This is a genomic window from Paenibacillus sp. ICGEB2008 (assembly GCF_000307675.1).
Taxonomy (GTDB): Bacteria; Bacillota; Bacilli; order Paenibacillales; family Paenibacillaceae; genus Paenibacillus; species Paenibacillus polymyxa.
Genome location: NZ_AMQU01000007.1, coordinates 542,198 through 561,435 on the forward strand (window position 1 = coordinate 542,198; position 19,238 = coordinate 561,435).

Sequence of the window (19,238 nt, forward strand, 5' to 3'; positions counted from 1 at the left end):
GGGAGGCTGACTATGAAACGATGGCTGAAGATGACATTGGGGACTGTGGCGTTGTTGGTTGTAGGAGGTGCTGCCTATACCGTCTATGTGTATCATTCCTTTAAAACAGCGGCTGATGCGATGTATCATCCGCGCAGCATCGTGCAGCCCGGAGTGGTCTCTACCCTTGCGACAGGCGGAGCAGGGCGCTCCGCAGGAACAAACACTGGAACAAGTACACCCAATCCGGCAGCCATCTCTCAGTTTAAGCCGTTCACCGTGCTGGTGCTGGGTGTAGATCGGCGACCGCACGATCCAGGACGATCCGATACGATGATCGTTCTATCTATGAATCCCGCCAAGGGTTCGATGTTAATGTTCAACATTCCGCGTGATACACGAACAGAGTTGATCGGTAGAGGGCGTGAGGACAAAATCAATCACGCGTTTGCTTTTGGGGGCGTGGATATGTCGATCCGTACGGTAGAGCATTTTTTGAACCATCCGATAGATTACTATGTACAAATGAATATGGAAGGGTTTGCGAAAATGGTGGATCTTGTGGGGGGAGTGGAGGTCTACAATTCACTTGATTTTCAGTATGAGGGGCATCATTTTGCGCAGGGGAATTTGAACTTGAACGGAGCAGAAGCATTGGCCTATGCCCGTATGCGATTTGATGATCCGCGTGGAGATCTCGGGAGAAATGCTCGCCAGCGAGAGCTGCTCAAGCAAATTCTTGCCCAGTCCATCAGCAAGGAAGGGCTGTTGCGAGTAAAACCGATACTGGAGGCAGCGGGGGAGCAGATTCGCACAGACATTACCTTTGATGATATGACGACCTTTCTGACCCGGATCGGCCCGTCCCTTAAGCAGATGGATACCGTTGAGGTGAAGGGACATGGGAGCAAAATCAACGGCGTGTATTATTACATCGTAGATGAGCAGGAACGCCAACGTATCCATGGAGTGCTGGAGAAACATTTGGTCACCACTTCTGCATCGCCTTAGACATCCCTTATGCAGGCGAATGTCCTATAGGGAGGACCTGTTATTCTCTTCTAAACTCACCTTGTCCTACATACATCTGTAGAGTATTCGGTATAGTCCAACAGAGGGAGGGACATATGTGCTGCTTAGAAGGAGAGCGGCTTCGGCGTTCGTCCGTAAGCTACTGTATTTTGCAATCCTATGTGGATTGCTATGGCTGCTGTGGATGGGTCTGCGTGGGGTGATGTCTACGGGGGAAGGGGATCAAGCCGTAGAAGCGCTGAACGAGTTCTACACAATGGAGCAATCGGGGAATTTTGGCGGCTCCTGGGAGCTTTTTCATTCACAAATGAAGAAGAAATTCGAGAAGTCCACGTATGTACAGCAGCGTGCGCACGTTTTTATGCAGGATATGGGGACGGATACGTTTACGTTTGAACTGGGGGAGCCGCAGGCTGAATATGACATTCGTACCGATCCAAATGGGGAAGATTTAGGGAAGGTTTACCGTATTACGGTCACTCAGCATTACAAGACCCGATTCGGTAATTTTGATATCGTACAGCCTTGTTATGTGACGCAGGAAGATGAGGAGTGGAGGGTGCTTTGGATATACAAGGAAAAGGAACAGACGTGATATGATGTTCCCAAAGGTGTTTCTGAAAGGATAAATATGGTATAATACTTCCAAAACCGGAAATGTACAGTAAAATGGATGACAGCTTCACTCCGGATGGAAGGAGTTTCATAGCATGCAGCAAGCGACAGGGCAGGTTCCCGTCATACGTATGGAGGGTGTGAGTAAAATCATTTCCTCAAAAGCGATCGTGGACAATCTGACACTGGAGGTTCCGGCCGGACAGGTATTTGGTTTTCTCGGACCCAACGGTGCGGGAAAAAAACGACCACCATTCGTATGATGGTTGGCCTGATTTCGATCAGCAAGGGTGATATTCATATTTGCGGAGACAGCATCAATACCGATTTTGAAAAGGCTGTTTCCCATGTCGGTGCGATTGTTGAGAACCCGGAGATGTACAAGTTTCTGACAGGCTATCAAAATTTGCAGCATTTTGCGCGCATGTCTCCAGGGGTGACCCAAGAGCGTATAGATGAAGCGATTCGTCTGGTGGGACTCGGAAACCGAATTCACGATAAAGTCAAAACCTACTCGCTCGGGATGCGACAGCGACTCGGAGTAGCTCAGGCGATTTTGCATCGTCCGAAGCTGCTCGTGCTGGATGAGCCGACCAATGGCTTGGACCCGCAGGGTATTCGTGAACTGCGGGATTATTTGCGTCAATTAACCCGTACGGAAGGAATTACGGTGTTTGTATCGAGTCATTTGTTGTCCGAAATGGAGCTGATGTGCGACCGCGTGGCCATTATTCAAAGCGGGCGGTTGGTAGATATCAAGCAGTTGAAGAATACAGAGGGAGAAGTGCAGACGGCGGAAATTGCTTTTGAAGTCAATGATGCCGAGCAAGCTTATACGCTTGCTGGAGCAGGGCGCGTCGAAGGCAATCAACTACTGCTTCACCTGGAGCGGGAACAGATTGCAGAGATGAACAGTCTGCTGGCTGCAAATGGAGTCAAGGTGTACGCCATTAGCCCGGTTGCCCGTACGTTGGAAGATCAATTTTTGGAAGTGACGGGAGGCGGGTCCATTGGCTGATTTCTTCAAGCTGGTACATAATGAAAATCTCAAAATCTACTTGCGTGTGCGCACATGGATCATGCTGGGGCTGCTGGCAGTCATCACCGCTGTGATTCCGATGCTGATTTCTCTGGTTTCCGATCAGGTCAGTGTGTGGGATGGCATCGCATTGACAACGTTATTTACATTTTTCCTCAATACGACGTTTACGGTCATTGTAGCTGCTGATTCGGTGGCTGGTGAATTTACATGGGGAACGATTAAGCTACTGCTCATTCGCCCTTGGACTCGCAGCAAAATTCTGTTGTCCAAGTATATATCGGTGATTTTGTTCAGCTTGCTCGGAACGATCGTTTTGGTTTTGATGGTTACGCTGTCCTCCTGGCTGATGTTATCGAAGGACGCACCAGCGGGCTCTGTTCCGCTGTTCAGTGATCCGGTATCTTACGTAACGCTGAACTTTTTGTATAGCTATATCGCCCTATTCGTGACCATGGCTTTTGCATTTATGTTATCCGCGGTGTTTCGTTCGAGCGCTTTGGCGATTGGTTTGTCTTTGTTTATGATGTTCACCAAAACAGTGTATAACTCGATTGGTTTGTTCAGCACAGATCGTTTTGAATGGACCCAATACGTACTCTTTACGCATATGGATCTGAAAAAATATCTAGATATGCCGCCGGGTACAGTAACTTCCGATCTAACCTTTTCGCTCACCGTGCTGGCCGCTTATTATGTGGTTTTTATCGCCATTGCCTGGGTGGTTTTCATAAAACGCGATGTTTCAACCTAAACACGTATCTCTTAGCATGTGTGATTGAATAACACGAGGATTTTGGCAAAATGCTGAGATCACAAAAAGGAAGTCCAATGCCTAGCCATTTGGACTTCCTTTTTTGCTATGTTGGCACTGTTTTATTCAGTATCTATGTCATTTTTGCTACATATTCTGTAAGTGTGGGTATATTGTAATCTATTTTCAGCAAGAATCAATCAATAGGGTCGGTTTGCGTTTAAAGAAGTAGAGAGAAACAGAACAGGGGGGCGTATGATATGCTGCAAAATAATCGTTTTTTTCGCCTGACTTTAGGAATCGTCATGCTATTGCTCATCATTTACTTGGGCACCAAAGTAAGCTTTATATTCAGTCCTCTTGTATCCTTGGTCAGCTTGCTGGTTGTACCGTTGATGCTATCTTTTTTCCTCTATTATTTATTGAGACCGATCGTAGATGTCATGGAACGGAGAAAAATCAAACGATCAATTTCCATATTGCTGATTTATTTGGTTATTGGCGTGTTACTGTTCCTCTTCTCATGGGGAGTGTGGCCTACGCTCCGTGATCAGGTAACCAATTTATTTGAGAACGCGCCGAAGCTTATTAAAAGTCTGGTTGATCAATTGAGCCAATGGCGGCATAATCAATCCTTGAGACAAGTACTGCCTCCGGGTGAAGACCCGCTGTCACAACTGTCAGATACGTTAAACGAAGCTTTTTCAACGCTGTCAGATTACTCGGTAAAGCTGGTATCGTTCGTATCCTACTTTTTTATCGTATTGGCTACCTTTCCCATATTGCTCTATTACATGTTGAAGGAAGGGAGCAAGTTTGGTCCCAAAATGCTTAACTTCTTTCCTAAAAAGTATCATAAGGACGCGCTGGAAGTTATGGAGGATATTGATAGTGCGCTCAGCAGCTTTATCGTCAGTCGAGTGCTGATCAATGTCGCGTTGGGCTTGATGATGTTCTTTGGATTTTTGATTATTGGTTTGCCTTATGCCTTGCTGCTTGCCGTTATTTCGATTTTCCTTAATTTTATTCCCTATGTGGGGGCAGTAGCTGCTTCTATACCTGTGGTTATCATTGGATTTCTCGAATCGCCTTCCATGGCGCTCTGGTCGCTGGTGGTGGTGATCGTTGCACAGCAAATTCAGGATAATTGGCTGTCGCCGATTGTCTTTGGCAAGCAGCTGGACATTCATCCGTTGACTGTCGTCATTTTATTGCTAGTTGGTGGCGACCTGCTCGGGATCTTGGGTATCATTTTGGTTATTCCATTATATATGTGCGGCAAAATCGTCATACGCAAGGTGTACCATTTATTTTTGGAACGCAGAGTGGAGGATATTATGGAGTGATTGGAGGATGTACTGGATATATAGGAGTATAAGCCGGCCCTATCCCGCTTCAGGTTGTAGGGAGGCTTGGCTGTCCTCTATGTCTTGGCTGAAACTGGATTGATTTTCATCCTCTGATTTATCTATAGCAGCTGGCGACTCTGCATCCATAGTTTGGTTCATTTGACTTGTGCCGTTCAGTACGCCGCCTTCAGAAATGACCAATGTAGGGGTCGCCGTATTTCCGTACAGTTCGCCTGTCGATGTAATGGTCAGCCGTCCTTCTGTGGTGATGCTGCCGAATACCTTGCCGGCAAGAATGACGTCCCGTGCAATAATGTCCGAACGTACAACTGCTGATTCTCCAATGACGACAGTGCGAGTGCTGTAGATATCGCCCTGAAAATGACCGTCAATGCGAATGTTGGCCTCTGCCTCAATCGTACCTTCAAAGCTGGTGCCGTTCGCGAGCAGTGTATCCGTCGCCGGGGTGGAGAGCTTTTTTTTGGATTCCTTGAACATGATCGTTTTCCTCCAATCCTTTATTGTCGGTATTTTGCAAAAACCTTATTGTACATACAGCAATGGATCGACAGGTTGGTTATGCTTGACGATCTGAAAATGAAGATGAGGTCCTGTGCTTCTCCCGGTACTTCCCAGCAGGCCAATGGTCTGTCCTTTGTGAACACGGTCCCCCGGAGCCACCTGCATACCGCTTAGGTGCATATACCAGCTTTGGAGTCCGTCAGGATGCTGAATGATGATGCACTTGCCGCGAGCTCCGCTGGAAGCGGCCTCCAGCACAGTGCCTGCCCCTGCTGCATAGACAGGATCACCGGATTGACCGGCAATGTCCACGCCTGAGTGAAAAGCGGATTTCCCTGTAAATGGGTCGCTGCGATAGCCGAAACTGGAGGTCATGCGCCGCGAACCAACAGGCCAAATGGAGGGCCTGCCTTGTTCAGCAAGTGCCAGTCTTCGGGTCTGGAGCAGCTGCGCGGCTTGTTGGCGCTCCAGGTTCTGCTGTACGGCGTTTGCCTGTTGAATAGAGCGCGGAACCGTGCGCTCCACTGTGTCCAGCAGAGCTTCTATTTCCTGAAAATCATCCATGGCCTGGCGGGCTAGAAGAGCTGTATTTTCATGCACTGCGATCAATTCACCGCCGGTATGGCCGGAAGCATCCCAGGAGAGGGGGGTGATGGTTGATTTATTGCTGCTTGCGCTGGAGGAATTTCCGTGTTTACGAATGAATTGCTGCATTTGCTGTTCCAGCTCTGTTACACGCTGGAGACGTTCGCGAATACTGGTGGCTTGATTCGTCAGCTCCATGACTTCCTGCCGCAGTCGCCCAATGGCTGCGTCTTTGTCTGCTACCGTGACCTCCATCTGCAAACTCTGGACAGCAAGATTGGTTTCCATTTGGGAAATAATATGGGAAGAACGGATTTGCAGCCCGATCACGAGCGTAGAGATTGATGCGATCACAAGGGTCGGGACGAGAATGACAGCGGCTGCGGAGCATTGTAGCTGCTTGGGCGGTTGCTGTGCATCCCGAATGACAAGCAGGGTCATCCGGCGATTTAGGCTTCCTTTTTTCATAATCGCTCCTTTCCGGACATCGCTCCTATAGTGCTTGGTTACTATCTATTCAGCTTAAGAGGCAAACATGTCAAAAAAATTGGAGCTTTGTATAAAACGTAGATATATAAGGAGGCTTAGACATGCTGTGGTTGCTGTTGGTTTTAATTATTTTTATTTTTCAGACCGGGACGATTCTGCTCTTTGAATTTCGCAAGCCGTCCAAAGCGGTAGCCTGGCTCTTTATTTTGTTTTGCTTCCCGCTTATTGGTTTTGTGGTGTACTATTTTGTTGCTCAGGATTACCAGAAGCGCAAAGTGGTTCGTAAAGCAGGATCGCAGCTATTTCGTGAATTCCGTGAACATCTGTGGGCGCAAACCAAGGTGATTGAAAATGTAGAGCAAATGCACAATCCCCATTTCAAGCATCAGGAGCGTCTGTTTAACCAGTTAATTCGTATGTCGGAAAACCCGTTGACTGGCTGCAACCGTACACGTGTGCTGACGAACGGGGAAGAGACTTTCGACGCCATGCTGAAAGCGATGGAACAGGCACAACATCATATCCATGTGGAGTTTTACATATTTCGGGCAGACGAAATCGGAAAAAAATTTCAGGAAGTCATGATCCGTAAGGCACGCGAGGGAGTTAAGGTACGATTCATTGTGGACGGCGTAGGGAGCTACCATTTACCTTATTCGTTTATTCGCACTTGTAATGAGGCTGGGATCGAATTTCATTATTTTCTACCGCCGTTTTTCGCCACGCTGGACCGCCGGATTAACTATCGCAATCACCGGAAAATCGTGGTGGTGGATGGCACGATCGGATTTGTGGGGGGAATCAATGTAGGCGACGATTATCTCGGAAAGTACCCCAAAGTGGGATTTTGGAGGGATACGCATTTGCAGATTGAAGGAGATGGCGTTTATTTTCTGCAAAATGTGTTTCTTAGCGATTGGAAGCTGGCTTCGGGAGAGAGGCTAATGGACGTGAATTTATTTCCTCCACATACCTGCACAGGGGATGAGGAAGTACAGATTTTGAGCAGTGGGCCCGATCAGGTATGGGATACGATTCAGGAATTGTGCTTTGGAGCGCTTACGGTTGCCAAAAAGCGGATTTGGATAACGACGCCGTATTTTATTCCCGATCCGGGAATTTATGAGGCACTGAAGCTGGCGGCCGTCAGCGGCATAGATGTGAAAATTATTATTCCCTACCAATCAGATTCGAAACTGGTCCACCTGGCGTCACTGTCCTATGTGCAAGAACTGCTGGAGGCAGGAGTGGAGTTCTACCAATATCGAAAAGGATTTATTCACGCTAAAGTGGTGATTGTGGACGATTTGCTCGGCTCGGTTGGGACCGCCAATATGGACATGCGTAGTTTTTTCTATAATTTTGAGTTGACCGCTGTACTTTTTGCAACTTCGGCGTTGGAACGGCTTTCGGCAGATTTTGTAGAGGACATTTCCAACTCTTCCAAAATAGATTTGAACGTGTTCCGCAGACGCCCTCGATCTCAAAAAATAGCTGAAATTCTAACTCGCATGCTCTCTCCCCTCCTTTAGAGGCGGTTTTCGCCGTTTTTATCAATATAATCCCGCTTTATTGTGATTTATGTGCTCTTTGCTAACTTTTTTGCGCAAAATCACAGTTTTATGATATACTAATCACATAACTAAGCGCCGTAAAGGAGAGGGGACTGCGGAGAGCAGCCCCTTTTTCGGTCCAATATACCATACTGTAACGGGGGGATTTATATATGAGTGTAGTGAGCAAGGAAGTCCAAAATCTGTCTGAGATCACAGATGTAACCGGAGAGTTGACCAAGATCAGCAAAATTCCAGCTAATCCAAAGAACAAAGTAAAACGCTTATTGCAGCGTGCAGCCATGATTGTGGTTGGTGCAGCGCTGATGGCCGTGGGATTGGAAATATTCTTGGTTCCTAACGGCGTTATTGACGGCGGCGTTACAGGTATTTCCATTATGGCCTCCAAGATTACTGGTTATCCGCTCGGTATTTTCCTGACCCTGTTGAACCTTCCATTTTTACTTATCGGCTACAAACAAATCGGTAAAACCTTCGCTTTATCCACATTATTCGGCATCGTCGTTATGTCCATCGGAACTGCGTTACTTCACAATGTAAGTGCATTGACGCCTGGGGAACCGCTGCTTGGCGCTATCTTCGGGGGTGTCATTCTCGGCGTGGGAGTGGGTCTTGTGATTCGGTCCGGCGGCTCGCTGGATGGGACAGAGATCGTGGCTATTCTCGTCAGCGAAAAAACTCCTTTTTCGGTCGGTGAGATCGTATTGTTCGTTAATATTTTCATTCTGGGAAGTGCGGGTTTTGTATTCGGTTGGCCGAATGCCCTGTATTCCATGATTGCTTATTATATTGCTATGAAAATGATTGATATTACAATTGAGGGTCTGGATCAGTCCAAATCGGTCTGGATTATTAGTGATAAATACCGTGATATCGGAGATGCTCTGACGGATCGTCTTGGACGGGGTGTAACTTACTTGGAAGGTGAAGGCGGCTTTACAGGCGAGAGCAAAAAAGTGATTTTCGTCGTCATTACCCGACTGGAGGAAGCGAAACTCAAGAGCATCGTTGAGGATTGGGACCCGCACGCCTTCATTGCAATTGGTAATATTCACGATGTGAAGGGCGGACGTTTTAAGAAAAAGGGAATACACTAGCGCAAGGGGACAATTTCTCAGCCTATGGCTGCGGGGTTCGTCCCCTTTTTTGTGCTTCAAAGCATGGATCAGGTTGGGTGTGTTTTGGAGCGCATATGTTTGAGGAGGTCCTCTACGGGCTGGGGAGGCACCTTGTCGATCAAGTCGCCTACCTGGTTTAACCGTTCCTCAATATTTAGCAAATGGTAATCAAGTGGTGACACATCTTGCCGTACCTCTTCCCAGGTTAGCGGAGTCGAGACCGTAGCACCGGGACGTGCCCGAGGAGTATAAGGAGCGGCTAGGGTTTTTCCCTGATAATGCTGCAAGTAATCAAAATAGATGGCTGTTCCACGATCCTTCTTTAACCGTTCCAGTGTGAACAGATTCGGGTGCTTTTCCGTCACAAATTGTCCAACCAACAGTCCGATGCTGCGTAGCTCGTCAAAGGTGATGCCTGTACGGATCGGGACGATAATTTGTACACCTGTGGCCCCGGAGGTTTTGGGGACAGAGTCCAACCCAAGCGAAGCCAATACTTCGCCTACAATGGAGGCGGCCTCCATAATACGTGGCTCAACTTCTCTGGATGGATCCAGATCAATCATCCATTCACAGGGCAGTTGGCTTCCTGTTCTGTGCAGAGAGGGATGAAATTCCAACGCAGCTTGATTACCGAGCCAGAGTAGTTGGGGCAGCTTGCCAAGCACGATATACTCAATGCCATCATGCAGAGCGGTTTCAATATAGTCTGGCCGAGGATGTGGGGCATTTTTCTGATAAAAAAAATCTCCATGGATACCATGTGGCCAACGGATGACAGTCAATAGACGCTGATGACAATATTTGAGCAGGTAGGGGGCCAATACCGCAAGCTTGCGAAGATATAGCGCCTTAGTTACACCTGCTTCGGGCCACAGCGGTTTATCCGGGTTTGTGATCGCAATTTCATGACCTTCAATCGTAATCGTACCTTTAACAGCTCGTCCCATAGTGCTATGCTCCTTTGGTTAACATGCAGCAAGATCATTATTTACAGACAACTGGCAGCATTTCTACATCTACATAAGGTTTAACATGAGCGTGCAGCACAGAATTTATCCATCAAAGGGATTGACAAGATACATTATGTATCATAAATTATAATAAAAATACGATATGTATCTATTAAAACGTCTTGAGCAGAGGTAGAGGAGGAGCGTGCTTGATTGAAAAGCAGGGCGGAAAGCTAGTATTTCTGTTGAGTGTCCCTCGAAGTGGAAGCTCGCTGCTAACTGCCATTTTGCAAAACCATTCCCGTCTGTTTGCCACGCAGGAAATGTGGTTTCTGCTCAGTTTATATGATCTTCCTCAGTCACATGCACGGCCATATGGAGGAACAGGAATACTCCGGCAATTTTTTAAAGGTATGGTCCCTCCACATGTATTGGAGCAGGCCGCTCGTTCGTATGCACTTGAAATATATAATGGCCTGCTTCAAGGGACGACCGCTGATATGCTTATCGACAAATCACCGCGTTACTATACAGTGCTTGAATTTGTAGACCGTTTGTTCCCGGCTGCCCGTCGAGTGTGGCTTATCCGCAATCCTTTGTCCATCGTGGCCTCGTTTAAAAAGGTCAATCAGCTCCGAAATGGGAACTTTCACCTGTTGAAGGAACTGGGAAGTCCGCATTTTAATATGAAGATGACAGATATTACGGTTGGTTTGTTCCGTTATGCTCATTATTTTGCCACACCTCATCCACTTGCATACCCGCTGATGTATGAACAGCTCGTAGCCAATCCAAGGATGGAGATTGAGAAGCTGTGTCATTTTCTGGAGATCCATTATGAGCCGGGGATGGAAAGGTACGGGAACTTCGCGGATACGCCCCAATCCAATCTTTTTTATAGCATGGGAGCGGGTGATCCGTTTGTTATGGAGCATGAACAGGCGCATCAGAATTCGGTACATAGTTGGCAACATCTGTTGAGTACAATGGAAATTGAACTGTATTGCAGAAGTATTGGAGCTCGCTTGTTTAGGCAGCTTGGTTACGGAGAAGCGCTGGAACAGGCTGAGCAGTTGACGGGAGTCCGCTTTGAGGATGACCCTGATATAGAGCTGTTGAGTCGGCGTACACACCAGTTCCTCCAACAAAGTGGCTTTGAATGGAAGACAGCTTATCGGATGCTGGAAGAACAGGATGCAGATAACAAAGAATTCATGACAAATGCAACCTGTCATGCTGCACCTCACAACCCGGCAAGGATGGATATGGCACAGATCGTGAGTGATCGACGAATTCAATCACTGGAAAACAGACTGGCACATAGCTTTGAGGAACGGAACCGGCTGATCGCGAAGCTCCAAAGCTATCAGCGCCCAAGCCAAGGATTCCGGTCCCATTTATTGGCCCGTAAGTTCGGGCGCTGGGCGTCTGAAGTATTATCAAGTATCGGAAAAGAAAAGGAGGGAGAACGTGAGTGCAATTGCCGGAATCTATAGATTTGGGCATGAGTCTGTATATGCTGAAGAAGGCGAGAGAATGATGCAAACTCTGCAAAAATATCCCGCTGACCGCGTGTGCACTTGGTGTGAAGGTTCCATTTTTTTGGGATGTCATGCCCAGCATGTGACCCCCGAATCTGTTCATGAGCATCTTCCCTTTTATGATGAGCTAAGAGATTTGGCCATCACGGCCGATGCGATCATTGACAACCGTTCTGAGCTGTTTGAACGACTAGCAGTTGAGCAGAGGCGGCGGATAGATATCACGGACAGCGAGCTGATTTTACTGGCATACGACAAATGGGGTGTTGATGCAGCAGGTTATCTGATAGGTGATTTTGCCTTTGTCATTTGGGATGCTAAGAAACATCGGTTATATGGTGCTAGAGATATGACAGGCAATCGTACGCTGTATACCTACCAACATGACGGAGGATTTGCGTTTAGCACGGTAGTCGCTCCGCTATTGGTTCTGTCCTCTCTGCGAAAAGAACTGCATGAACCATGGCTGGCCGAATTCTTATCTATCCGTGCAATGCAGGAATCCGTCGATATCGGGACAACCGCCTACAAGCATATCAACCAGCTACCTCCTGCACATTGGTTCACTATGGAAGAGGGAAAGCAATCGCTCTGTAAATATGCATGTCTGGATGAGGTAGAGCCGTTGCGGCTCAAAACATGCGGCGAATACATAGAAGCTTTCCGCGAGGTATTCTCCCAGGCGGTAACTGCCCGATTACGGACGCATCGCGCTGTAGGGGCTGCCCTGAGTGGGGGATTGGATTCCGGAGCGGTTGCCAGCTTTGCCGCACCAGCGCTGCACTTACAACACAAGCCGCTACATGCCTACAGCTATGTACCTGTTCAAGATTTTACAGATTGGACACCGCCTACATTGCTGGCGAACGAACGCAGCTATATTCAGTCCACGGCTCGCTATGTGGGCAACATTCGTGAAAATTATATGGATTTTGAGGGGAAAAGTCCGTTTTCTGAAATTGATATGTGGCTGGAGTTGATGGAGGCTCCCTACAAATATTTTGAAAACTCCTTCTGGATTAGAGGTTTTTATGAGAAAGCACAGGAACATAATGTCGGAGTTCTGTTGACTGGGGCACGGGGCAATTTTACCGTATCGTGGGGGCCTGCACTGGACTATTATGCCCGTCAGTTTCGCCGTTTGCATTGGCTGCAATCTTGGCAGGGAGTGAGGCGGTATAGCAAGCTTACAGGCAGTCGTATGTCTCATTTACTGCCCGTGATGTTGAAAAAAGCCACCTCACTTGACGCTCGCACATGGTGGGGACGTGGCAAGCAAAGTCCGATTCCTTCACTGATTCATCCGGAGTTTGCCAAGCGGATGAATGTAGAAGATATTCCCGTATTGAGTGGAACTGGCTGGAGAAAAAATGCCGATCAGACAAGAAAAGAGAAGTTTTCAAATTTGGCGATTGCCAACAAAAATGGTGTCATGGCGACCAAACTTTCACTTCGTTATGGCCTGTGGGAACGTGATCCAACCGGAGACAGCCGTGTCATTCGCTTTTGCTTATCGGTACCTTTTGAACAATATGTACAAAATGGCCGGGACCGTGCCCTCATTCGTAAAGCTATGCGTGATCATCTCCCCGATGATGTTCGGCTGAACCAGCGAGTACGCGGCGTACAGCCTGCGGATTGGCTACATCGTATGCTTCCTTGCTGGGACACGTTTATGGGAGAGCTGCAAGTGATGTGTCATGATTTACGAGCTGCCGAATATCTCAATATGGACTACATTAAGACGGCTATGGCGAAATACCGACATCCCCGTCCGGACCAGGCATCCGATCCGAATATACGACTATTCATGCACAGCCTGATCGTGTACCGTTTTCTCTGTGGTTTGAACTGATTTGGATCTAACCGATCAGACGGTGTGCCATTCGTGGGAGGGGAGGTGATGAGATGAGTAAAAAAGAATGGCAGGAACCGACGATTGAGGTGCTGGATATTAACCAGACTATGGCGGGTAAAGGCTGGAAACAGATTGATTGGGTGTCAGACCATGATGCCGATCTGTATAATCCGAGCTAACGGAAGATAATTATACATGAGCCGATGTTGGGCTGAGATCCAGATAGCTTACTGATCACGAGCCGTCTTTATTTCATTCGGGTTAGGTTGGACCGGAAGAAATAAAGACGGAATTTTAAGAACAGGGAGTGAGTCCTATCGCGCATGACAGGAGTGCCCATAACAGTTGGGTGAAATATACAGCCTTTGGACTCAGGATTGCCAGTGAGCTGACTCTGCCTGAGCTGATCCCAGCAGAACCGGGATTGGTAGAGGATGTGGTCATCCGGCAGGTTGATCTGTCAGCATGGAGGGACCAACTGGAGCAGGCCAATTTTGTAATGCAGGGTGAACGCTTTATGTTCCTAATACCGGACACGGCCATTTATGCCATCAGGGGAGGCAAGGAAATCGAGGTAAGTATGTTGCCTGGGGCTGATCCTGACACCGTGCGGTTGTTTGTACTGGGCACATGCATGGGTGTTCTACTGTTACAAAAACGGGTTTTACCTATTCACGGAAGTGCGGTCGTCATCGGAGGTCGGGTCTATGCATTTGTAGGTGAATCCGGCACGGGAAAATCGACGCTGGCTGCTGCCTTTAGACAGGCTGGCTATCAGATGATCAGTGATGATGTGATTGCTATAAACGTGACAGCTTCCGCAGCCATCGTATATCCGGCATATCCGCAGCAGAAGCTGGGACTGGAAAGCTTGCTTCAATTGGAGGCATTACGGGAGAACAAGCATGTACGGCAAAGAAAGCATGTTCTTTCCCTAACTGACGGTAATCCTGTAAGGGCACAATACCAAGATTTGCGTAGGATTGCAGGTGAGCTCAATAAATATGCCGTGCCTGCTGTGGACGAATTTTATAACGATCCGCTTCCCCTGAGCGGTGTATTCGAGCTTGTGAGCGATTCTCCCAACCGTGAGTCGATGCGTGAAGGGGAGCCAGTGGTGGTTACGGAACAGCCCTTGAACAAACTGGAGTGCTTGCATACATTACTACAGCATACATATCGTAGGGCGATCATTTCGCGAATGGGTTTGGGTGAATGGTATTTTGATACAGCGGCCCGGATGGCTCGGAAAGTGGAAGGCTGGCGGCTGCTGAGGGATAGCTCCTTTTTTACGGCGTCCGAGGTTGTACAACGCGTACTTGAACTCATTCATAAGGAGGAAAAGAGTTATGGCAGCCATTAATCCAGCTAAGGATCATTATCGCATCACGTATGGTGAAGAGGTCTATGTAAGTGATATGGACGGAGAAAAAGTGATGATGAGTATTCATACGGGAAAGTATTATAATTTGGGCTTCACAGGAGGACGGATTTGGGAATTGGCAGAATTCAGCCCTTCAATTGAAGATATTGTAACTGTCCTGACGAATGAATATGAAGTGGACGAGGAACAGTGCAGACAGCAGGTGCATACCTTTGTAGCTGAATTGGAGCGGGAAGGATTGCTGAGGCTCCTACGGGAGTTGGACTAACATGCGGATACAACGGCTTCTTCTCTTGTCTCCAGAGGTCAGGAGATTGTTGCCGGAAGCCTGGCTGGAGCTGGGATGCGCGAGATTTCGCCAGCGTCGTTCTTTTGGAGATTACTCAGGGGCTTGGGGGACATGTATGGAAGAAACTTCTTGGCAGTGCGAGGTCGGGCAGGAGAAGTCTATCCGTCACATTTCACAAGCTGTGGATGTAGCCAGCCGTTATACTCCTTGGCGCAGTAGCTGTCTTGTACAAGCCGCTGCCGCTATGACGTTGCTGGTACGCAGAAAACTGGACTGTACACTGTATCTGGGCACAGCCAAAAATGCTGCGGGACAATTGGCAGCACATGCATGGGTACGGAGTGGGCCGATCTATGTTACGGGAGAACGGGAGATGGGAGCGTTTACCGTGGTGGGAATATTCGGGAGACGTGCTGGGACAGCTACAAATACGAGGACAGCGGATAAAGGCAGTTCTCTGTTTTAGTTTTAGTGCGATATAAAAGGAACAAAGAACGTTCAAAGAATCGAAGGAGAAGAATCCATGACCACCAAGTCTATTTTGGAACTTGCGAATTGGAATGAGGATCAAGAATTAACGTTGTTACTCTCTCTACTTCGTAAAGACGTCAATCTATGGCAGAATACGATGACTGCTTCCCAGTTGCAGGAGATCGATTGGTCCCGCTTGCTGCGTCTGACAGAACACCATCGTGTGATACCTACGGTGTATCTCCAGCTGAAAACGTTGAATCACCCGTTCATTCCCGCAGAATTGCTGCGAAACCTTCAGGCGCAATATCATCGAAACACGCTGCGCATGCTCCATCTTCAAGCAGAAGCCGAGCGTCTGACCAGGCTGCTCACAGCTCATGGAATTCGTGTGCTGATGTTGAAGGGTCCTGCTCTGGCGCAGCAATTGTACGGGGATGTTTCCCTGCGTACCTCTAAAGACATTGATTTACTTATTGCCCCGGATGACATGGATGAAGCGGAGCACTGGATGAAGGAAGCTGGGTATGCGTCCAAAAGCGGAGAAGTGCGCGTCCTTGGCAGCTGGAAGTGGAAGGATCATCATGCCTCCTTCTTACATCCGCAAAAGAGGGTCGAAGTCGAGTTGCACTGGCGGCTTCACCCGGATGGGGGGCGGGAGCCCTCCTTTGATGAGCTTTGGGGCTGCCGGCAAATGGGTAAAGCCCCAGCAGTTCGAGCCAGTCAGATGGCACCAGCGACTTCTGCCGACAGCAGGAATGTGACGACATCCTGCATGTATACGCTTGGCAGCCAGCATCAATTTCTGTACCTCAGCGCACACGGAGCGCGTCACGGCTGGTTCAGGCTGCGCTGGTTGGTTGACATCGACAGGCTTGCGGTACGCGCTGTCGATTGGGGGGCGCTACTGCCGCTAATGCGCCGTTACGGGGGCCTGCCTGCGGGCGGGCAGGCTTGGGCACTGGCCGCTGCGTTGTTCGGTACGCCGATCCCGGAGCCGGTGCGTCCGATATCGGCTACCCGGCAGGCGCACAGGCTTGCGCTGAGCGCGCTGGCCTTTATGCAGGCCAGCGTCCCTGCGCCGTACCCGGTTGCCAATGGGGCGGGTACAGGCAGACTCGTTCGGCCAGAGCTATTGCCTAACGTAGCTTTGACCGAGTCAATGAATACCGCCCCTTCAGATGGCGGTATTTCAGCTAACGGAACCTCGGGCGAAGCTGTTCTGTACGCCGTCAGTAGTGCTGCTGGCATATCGAAAGATGCCAGCAGCATCCTTGGTGACCCGGTGAATACAGTGAACACTGCTGTAAGTAGCCTTGCCAAGCCTGTAGGTGCTGCTACAGTCGCCTCCAGTCCAGCCATTGCTGGAGCTACAACAACAGCGTTTACTCCTCTGCCGGTTAGCCGCGCTTACCTGCTTTCCTTAAAGGAGCCAAGACACAGACTATGGTATCTCATCAGCCGTTTGTTTCCTTCTACGAGGGATTCAGTCATTTGCCCACTGCCTCGCCAGCTGCATTTTTTGTATATTCCTTTACGTCCATTTCTTTGGCTAAAACGTCGATTTTCAAAGCACTGACCTGATAAGGAGTGTACATGATGACACACCTGCGATTATATATAACCAAGCTGTATAGCGTGAACGGCGCGGCGTTATTTCTTAATATTGGATGTATGATGATCGTCAGCCTATTGGAGGGTGTCGGCATTTATATGCTTGTTCCTATGCTGGCGGCCATCGGCGTATTTGGCGGTCATTCAGAGATGCCATTTCTGTCGGATGGATTTGATTATTTTTTGCCGTACATTCCTAAAAGTTGGCTGTTGCCGGGAATGCTAATGTTTTTTGTAGTGCTGCTTACCGGGCAGGCTTGGCTTCAGCGTTACCAGTCCATTCTTAACTCACGGATTCAGCAGCGTTTTATGCGTTCCCTTCGAATAGACGTATACACTTCCTTTATGAAGGCGCAGTGGGCTTTTTATTTGCGTCAGCGTAAATCTGATTTTAGCCACGTGATGACGACCGAGCTGGCGCGTGTCAGTCAGGGAACGAATTTGCTTCTTCAACTGACCACGGCCGTCATGTTTACGCTAATCCAGATTGCGCTGGCTTTTTGGTTATCCCCTTCTTTAACCGGGCTGGTGTTTCTGAGTGGATTGGTGTTGTTTGTCGTGTTCCGTCGCTCTATCCGAAATGCCAAACAATTAGGTGACCGTACCACTGAGCTGTCACAGATTTATTTTGCCGGAATTACGGATCATATGAACGGGATGAAAGATATTAAAAGCAATCTGCTGGAAGCAGCGAATATTCATTGGTTTCGCTCCCTGACGCAGCGGATGGAGGATAATACGACTCAGTTTGTTCGGCAAAATGCGACCACACAGTTTTTTCATCGCATAGCGGCAGCTGTTTTTGTCGTTGGTGTTCTATTTGTGTCGCTCCAATGGCTGCATGTTACACCTGAAAAACTGATCGTGCTCATCCTTATATTTTCCCGCTTATGGCCCAGGTTTGCCCTTATTCAAGCGAGCCTGGAATATATCATGTCTATGATCTCTGCTTTTGAGAGTGTAACTAAAGTGCAACGGGAATGCGAGGCTTTCTCAGACCCCTCGTTGATCGGGCTTACATCTTCTGAGGCTCATGTTCCATTCGATTCATCCGTATATCATTTGTCATCTACATCTACATCTACATCTACATCTACATCTACATCTACATCTGCACGGCAACCTCTATCCCTTCGTAATGGAATAGAATGCTGCCATTTGGATTATTGCTACGAGGGTGCGGCAGAGCCTGCCCTACGTCATATTAATTTGTTGATACCTGCCCGGGGAATGACCGCCATTGTAGGGAAATCAGGAGCAGGCAAAAGCACAATGGTCGATGTTCTGATGGGTTTTTTACGCCCAACTGGAGGACAGATTAAAATCGATGGTCATGTACTGGACGACAAATTGCTGCCGCTGTGGCGGCAGTCGTTTGGCTATGTGTCACAGGACCCGTTTTTGTTCCATGCGACCGTCCGTGAAAATTTGAAGCTGGCCGATAAGGATGCTAGTGAACAACAGCTATGGGAGGCGTTACATTTTGCAGCTGCAGACAACTTTGTATCCAGACTGCCAGAAGGGCTGGACACAGTCATTGGTGATCGCGGGATTCGTCTGTCCGGGGGAGAGCGTCAACGGCTGGTATTAGCGCGGGCTATTTTGCATCATCCTCCTGTACTCATCCTGGATGAAGCGACAAGTGCGCTGGATGGTGAGCACGAGGCTGCAATTCAGGCAGCATTGGAACGGATGAAAGGTCAAATGACGTTGATCGTGATCGCTCACCGTCTGTCAACGATCAGACATGCAGATCAAATTGTTGTTCTGGATCAAGGCGAGGTCATACAGCAGGGGAACTACCACCAACTGGTAGAAGAGGAGCGGGGGGCGTTCAGTCAGCTACTTTCGTATCAAAGCACTGTCAGCGCCGCCCCTTAGTCATAAGAGAGTCACCCTCCATAAATATACTAAAAATTTTGCAACAAAAAGGCGCTAATATTTTATATTCTGATCCTTATGTTCCAGAATATAAAGTAATACAAAGCTTCAGTTTGAAGAGTACTGAAATTAATGAGGTCAAATCTTTATCCATTTTGGCATACCAATGTCTAATCCGTAAGCCTCACGGG

At 48.3% G+C, this 19,238-nt stretch carries 17 protein-coding genes and 1 pseudogene; 15 read left to right on the forward strand and 3 right to left on the reverse strand.

Translation table 11 applies throughout. The features are described 5' to 3' along the window. The first annotated feature begins 12 nt into the window (after positions 1-12). The 5 genes and pseudogenes from C400_RS0107065 (at position 13) to C400_RS0107085 (ending at position 4,765) form a co-directional block, all read left to right on the forward strand. Positions 13-990 (forward strand): LCP family glycopolymer transferase, encoded by a 978-nt coding sequence (locus tag C400_RS0107065; protein ID WP_017426471.1) that lies wholly within the window; start codon positions 13-15, stop codon positions 988-990. 118 nt (positions 991-1,108) lie between these two features. Continuing rightward, the gene (locus C400_RS0107070; protein WP_013369844.1) at positions 1,109-1,606 is read left to right on the forward strand and encodes a hypothetical protein; all 498 of its coding nucleotides are present in this window, start codon (positions 1,109-1,111) and stop codon (positions 1,604-1,606) included. Positions 1,607-1,721: 115 nt separating this feature from the next. Beyond that, positions 1,722-2,644: pseudogene (locus C400_RS0107075) on the forward strand (ABC transporter ATP-binding protein). Then, a complete protein-coding gene (locus C400_RS0107080) occupies positions 2,637-3,419 on the forward strand; it encodes an ABC transporter permease (RefSeq protein WP_017426472.1) in 783 nt (260 codons plus the stop codon). The pseudogene C400_RS0107075 and the gene C400_RS0107080 overlap by 8 nt, the downstream one beginning before the upstream one ends. Before the next feature lie 260 nt (positions 3,420-3,679). Beyond that, positions 3,680-4,765 carry an AI-2E family transporter gene (locus C400_RS0107085; protein WP_017426473.1) on the forward strand — a complete coding sequence of 362 codons (1,086 nt, stop codon included), beginning with the start codon at positions 3,680-3,682 and terminating at the stop codon, positions 4,763-4,765. 39 nt (positions 4,766-4,804) lie between these two features. Here C400_RS0107085 and C400_RS0107090 read toward each other — a convergent pair whose 3' ends face one another. Together C400_RS0107090 and C400_RS0107095 are read right to left on the reverse strand one after the other, a co-directional pair. After that, the gene (locus C400_RS0107090) at positions 4,805-5,266 is read right to left on the reverse strand and encodes a bactofilin family protein (RefSeq protein WP_016821227.1); all 462 of its coding nucleotides are present in this window, start codon (positions 5,264-5,266) and stop codon (positions 4,805-4,807) included. 45 nt (positions 5,267-5,311) lie between these two features. Beyond that, positions 5,312-6,343 carry a M23 family metallopeptidase gene (locus C400_RS0107095; RefSeq protein ID WP_017426474.1) on the reverse strand — a complete coding sequence of 344 codons (1,032 nt, stop codon included), beginning with the start codon at positions 6,341-6,343 and terminating at the stop codon, positions 5,312-5,314. Positions 6,344-6,465: 122 nt separating this feature from the next. Here C400_RS0107095 and cls point away from each other — a divergent pair, with 122 nt between their 5' ends. Continuing rightward, positions 6,466-7,896, forward strand: coding sequence for a cardiolipin synthase (gene cls, locus C400_RS0107100; protein ID WP_017426475.1), 1,431 nt, complete (start codon positions 6,466-6,468; stop codon positions 7,894-7,896). A gap of 194 nt (positions 7,897-8,090) precedes the next feature. Then, on the forward strand, positions 8,091-9,035 hold the full coding sequence (locus tag C400_RS0107105; RefSeq protein ID WP_013369852.1) for a YitT family protein: 945 nt from the start codon (positions 8,091-8,093) through the stop codon (positions 9,033-9,035). Positions 9,036-9,103: 68 nt separating this feature from the next. Here C400_RS0107105 and ligD read toward each other — a convergent pair whose 3' ends face one another. Next, positions 9,104-10,006: a non-homologous end-joining DNA ligase gene (gene ligD / locus C400_RS0107110; protein ID WP_017426476.1), complete on the reverse strand. Its 903-nt coding sequence runs from the start codon at positions 10,004-10,006 to the stop codon at positions 9,104-9,106. A 212-nt stretch (positions 10,007-10,218) separates the two neighbouring features. Between ligD and C400_RS0107115 the strand changes: the two genes are divergently transcribed. The 8 genes from C400_RS0107115 to C400_RS0107150 all read left to right on the forward strand — a co-directional run bounded on the left by C400_RS0107115 (position 10,219) and on the right by C400_RS0107150 (position 19,047). After that, positions 10,219-11,505: a sulfotransferase family protein gene (locus tag C400_RS0107115; protein WP_017426477.1), complete on the forward strand. Its 1,287-nt coding sequence runs from the start codon at positions 10,219-10,221 to the stop codon at positions 11,503-11,505. Then, positions 11,480-13,405, forward strand: a complete 1,926-nt coding sequence (locus tag C400_RS0107120; protein ID WP_017426478.1) for an asparagine synthase-related protein — start codon at positions 11,480-11,482, stop codon at positions 13,403-13,405. The genes C400_RS0107115 and C400_RS0107120 overlap by 26 nt, the downstream gene beginning before the upstream one ends. 53 nt (positions 13,406-13,458) lie before the next feature. Continuing rightward, positions 13,459-13,587: a paeninodin family lasso peptide gene (locus tag C400_RS26625; RefSeq protein WP_013369856.1), complete on the forward strand. Its 129-nt coding sequence runs from the start codon at positions 13,459-13,461 to the stop codon at positions 13,585-13,587. Positions 13,588-13,715: 128 nt separating this feature from the next. Further along, a complete protein-coding gene (locus C400_RS0107130) occupies positions 13,716-14,771 on the forward strand; it encodes a dephospho-CoA kinase (protein ID WP_025364273.1) in 1,056 nt (351 codons plus the stop codon). Then, positions 14,758-15,060 (forward strand): lasso peptide biosynthesis PqqD family chaperone, encoded by a 303-nt coding sequence (locus C400_RS0107135; RefSeq protein WP_017426480.1) that lies wholly within the window; start codon positions 14,758-14,760, stop codon positions 15,058-15,060. The genes C400_RS0107130 and C400_RS0107135 overlap by 14 nt, the downstream gene beginning before the upstream one ends. Before the next feature lies 1 nt (position 15,061). Next, a complete protein-coding gene (locus tag C400_RS0107140; RefSeq protein WP_025364274.1) occupies positions 15,062-15,547 on the forward strand; it encodes a lasso peptide biosynthesis B2 protein in 486 nt (161 codons plus the stop codon). Between the two features lie 57 nt (positions 15,548-15,604). After that, complete coding sequence (locus C400_RS0107145) at positions 15,605-17,131, forward strand: nucleotidyltransferase family protein (RefSeq protein WP_017426482.1); 1,527 nt, start codon at positions 15,605-15,607, stop codon at positions 17,129-17,131. 20 nt (positions 17,132-17,151) lie between these two features. Beyond that, a complete protein-coding gene (locus tag C400_RS0107150) occupies positions 17,152-19,047 on the forward strand; it encodes an ABC transporter ATP-binding protein (RefSeq protein ID WP_017426483.1) in 1,896 nt (631 codons plus the stop codon). The last annotated feature ends 191 nt before the right edge of the window (positions 19,048-19,238 follow it).